3 protein-coding genes and 1 pseudogene are annotated in these 3563 nt (G+C 63.0%); 2 read left to right on the top strand and 2 right to left on the bottom strand.

Annotated elements, in window-relative coordinates; all coding sequences use genetic code 11:
• Positions 1–1206 (top strand): glucose-6-phosphate isomerase (gene pgi / locus BIS11_RS13160; RefSeq protein ID WP_253586230.1); only part of this gene is annotated, 1206 nt, incomplete at its 5' end.
• Between the two features lie 52 nt (positions 1207–1258).
• Entirely contained in the window at positions 1259–2113 is an 855-nt protein-coding gene (locus tag BIS11_RS13155) for a UTP--glucose-1-phosphate uridylyltransferase (RefSeq protein WP_253426748.1), read from the top strand.
• A 54-nt stretch (positions 2114–2167) separates the two neighbouring features.
• On the opposite strand, the gene rnk is transcribed toward BIS11_RS13155, so the two are convergent.
• Positions 2168–2581 carry a nucleoside diphosphate kinase regulator gene (gene rnk, locus BIS11_RS13150; protein WP_253586229.1) on the bottom strand — a complete coding sequence of 138 codons (414 nt, stop codon included), beginning with the start codon at positions 2579–2581 and terminating at the stop codon, positions 2168–2170.
• Positions 2582–2728: 147 nt separating this feature from the next.
• A pseudogene (locus BIS11_RS13145) lies at positions 2729–3563 on the bottom strand (NADP-specific glutamate dehydrogenase); the annotation flags it as partial.

The raw sequence follows: 3563 nt of genomic DNA, 5'->3' as shown, positions 1-3563 counted from the left end.
GTGGTGCACATCGGCGTGGGCGGCTCGGATCTTGGCCCCAAGCTCATCAGCGAAACCCTGGGCCAATGCCCTAGCCAGCAGCACGTGGGCGTGCACTACGTGTCCAGCATGGACGGCGCCCAGCTGCTGCCGCTGATCGAGCGGCTGAACCCGGAAACCACGCTGCTGGTGCTGGCCTCCAAGTCGTTCACTACCGCCGACACCCAGTTCAACGTGAAAACGGCGCTCACCTGGCTGAGCGAAGCGCTGGAGATCGACGTTCAGACGCTGTGCGGCCATCAGCTCATCGGCGTGTCCACCCGCGCGGACAAGATGACCGAATTCGGCATTCCCGAGGCGCACCAGCTCGAGTTCAAGGAGTGGATCGGCGGGCGCTTCTCGATCTGGTCGCCCATCGGGGTGAGTGTCGCCATGCAGCTCGGCATGAAGACGTTCGACGAGCTGCTCGAAGGCGCCCACGCTATCGATAAGCACTTTCTGGCCGCGCCGCTCCAGGAGAACGTGCCGGTGCTCATGGCCGTCATCGGGGCGTGGAATTCGCAGTTTCTGAATATCGCCACCCACGCGGTGCTGCCTTACGATGCGCGTATGGCGAGCGTGCCGGCATACCTCCAGCAGCTGGAAATGGAGTCCAACGGCAAGAGCGTGGGGCTCGATCATAAGCTCGTGCCCCACGCCACCTGCCCGATCATCTGGGGCGATGTCGGCCCCAATGCCCAGCACGCGTTCTATCAGCTATTGCATCAGGGCAGCCATACGGTCAGCGCGGATTTCATCGCCGTGGCCAGCCGCGAGCATGGCATCGAAGGGCCGCTGGCCGATACCCTGAACGCACAGGAGCATTTGACGCTCGCCAACTGCCTGGCGCAGTCCCAGCTGTTCGCGCTCGGTGACGACGCGATCCCGGCGGTCTCGCGCGGGCAAATGGCCCAGGGCTACCGCGGCAACCAGCCCAACAGCGTCATCTTGATGCAGCGTCTGGATGCCTGGAGCATCGGCGCGCTGCTGGCGCTTTACGAACACAAGGTATTCGTGCAGTCGGTGCTGTGGAACGTGAACCCCTTCGATCAGCCCGGGGTGGAGCTGGGCAAGAAGCTCGCCACCAGCCTTTATCAGCAGCTCGAAGGCGAGCCGGTGGATACGCCCACGGTGTTCGACCCCAGCACCGGGGCACTGCTCGAAAAGATTCAGGCGTGGCGGCAGTGACCGCTCGCCATGACAGATGACGCGAAGACGTTGCATGACAAAGGATGATTCAATGACTCAGGTCCGTAAGGCCATCATTCCGGTGGCGGGTTTCGGTACACGCCTTCTGCCCATCAGCAAGGCGATTCCCAAGGAGATGGTGCCGGTGGTGGATCGCCCGCTGATCCAGCACGTGGTCGAGGAGGCCCTGGCGGCCGGCATCGACGAGATCATCCTCGTCACCCGCACGGGCAAGTCGGCCATCGAGGATCACTTCGATGCGCATTTCGAGCTCGAGCATTCGCTGGCCACCAAGGGCAAGGATGCGCTGCTGGAAACCCTCTCGGCCATCGCGCCGCCTCGACTCAAGGTCACCAGCGTGCGCCAGCCCAACGCCAAGGGCCTGGGCCACGCCATCTACTGCGCCGCCCATCTGCTGGACCAGAACGAGCCCTTCGCCGTCATCCTGCCGGACGTGCTGGTGAAGCCCCAGCCGCAAGGCCAGGGCTGCGACCTGGGCGACATGGTGAAGCGCTGGGATGCCAACAACGCTTCGCAGATCATGGTGGAAGCGGTGCCCGAGGACGAAGTGTACCGTTACGGCATCGTCGATTGCGACGAACCCCAGGCCGGTGAAAGCGCCGACATGCGCGGCGTGGTCGAGAAACCCAAACCGGAAGATGCCCCGTCGCGCCTGTCGGTCATCGGCCGCTACGTGCTGCCGTACCGCATCATGGAGCTTCTTCACGATCAGGCCCCTGGCGCCGGCAACGAAATCCAGCTCACCGACGCCATCGACCGCCTGATGCAGGAAGGCCAGACCGTCCAGGCCTTCCGCATGCGCGGTCGCACCTTCGACTGCGGCCACATCGAAGGCTGGCTGCAAGCCAATACCACGCTTGCCCGCGAAGCGGGATTCGATATCTAGAGCGCTTGGCGCGTTGACTCTGAAGGGCGGCGCGTGCCGCCCTTCAGCACATGATCAGCGGTGGTACTGTTTCTCGCGTTCGGGTTGCCAGTAAATGGCGTCTATGCGCAGGTCCACCGTGGTGTGGTTCGGAAGCGGCCAGGTAATCACATCGCCCACCTTGAGGCCGATCAGGCCCGCCCCCACCGGGGCCATGACCGAAATGGCATCGTCAACGCTCTCCAGGGCGTGCGGGTAGACGAGAGTGCGGACCATCTCGCGTCCGTGGGTCAGATCCGTAAAACGAAGACGGCTGTTCATGCTGACGACGTTATCCGGGATGTCTTCCGGGTCCAGCACCTCGCCCCGGGTCAGCTCCTCTTCCAGAAGATTCGCTACCGCCTGCTCATGGGGCAGGGCGTTGTCGATCAAGCGTTGAAGGCGCTCGGCGTCCAGACGATTGATGATGATGGGTGGGCGTTGCTCCATGTCTTTTCTCCAGGTAAAGCAACTCAAGAAATACCGCCTGTTCAATAAACCGATAGGTGGCAACGGCCACCCACGCAAAAAAGCCCCTCCCCGAAGGGAGAGACCCTCTGTTCAGGCCGCGCGATGTATTCGCCGGCGTGAGGGCGTCTACATCACGCCCTGGTCGATCATCGCATCCGCCACCTTGCGAAAGCCCGCGATGTTGGCGCCCAGTACCAGGTTTCCGGCGTCGCCGAACTCGGCGGCGGTCTCGGCGCATTGACGGTAGATGTCCGCCATGATGCATTGAAGCTTCTCATCGACTTTCTCGAGAGGCCACTGCTCCATGGCGCTATTCTGGGCCATTTCCAGCTGGCTGGTGGCCACGCCACCGGCATTGGCCGCCTTGCCGGGTCCGTAGGCGATGCCGGCCTCCAGGAAAAGCTCCACCGCTTCCTTGGTCGATGGCATGTTGGCCCCTTCGCTGACACAACGCACGCCGTGAGCCAGCATCACTTCGGCATCTTCCAGGGTGAGCTCGTTCTGGGTCGCGCAAGGGAAGGCGGCGTCTGCCTTGATGTGCCACACCGAATGGCCATTCATCGGGTAATCGCGTGCGGGAATGTAGTGCGCTTGCGGGCGCTGGCCTAGGTACTCCTCCAAGCTACCCCGGCGACGCTCCTTCAACTCCTTGAGCAGCGCGATATCGATGCCTTCCGCATCATGAATCATGCCTTGGGAGTCGCTGCAGGTAACGGGCCGAGCGCCGAGCTCCAGAAGTTTCTCGATGGTATAGATGGCCACGTTGCCGGCACCGGAGACCAGGCACGTCTTGTCTTCGAGGGTTTCGCCCCGGTCGGCCAGCATGTTCTGGGCAAAGTAGACGGCCCCATACCCCGTGGCCTCCTTGCGGCCCAATGAGCCTCCCCAGGAAAGGCCCTTGCCGGTCAGCACGCCTTCGTAACGTCCCGTCAGCCGCTTGTACTGCCCGAACAGGTAACCG

The organism is Halomonas sp. 707D4, assembly GCF_024158685.1.
Classification (GTDB): Bacteria; Pseudomonadota; Gammaproteobacteria; order Pseudomonadales; family Halomonadaceae; genus Vreelandella.
This window is presented reverse-complemented; position numbering and strand designations above follow the sequence as displayed.

Bases quoted from the DNA above. Each gene is read 5' to 3' on its own strand.
- BIS11_RS13155 (WP_253426748.1), top strand. From the start codon at position 1,259: ATGACTCAGGTCCGTAAGGCCATCATTCCGGTGGCGGGTTTCGGTACA.
- rnk (WP_253586229.1), bottom strand. From the start codon at position 2,581: ATGGAGCAACGCCCACCCATCATCATCAATCGTCTGGACGCCGAGCGC.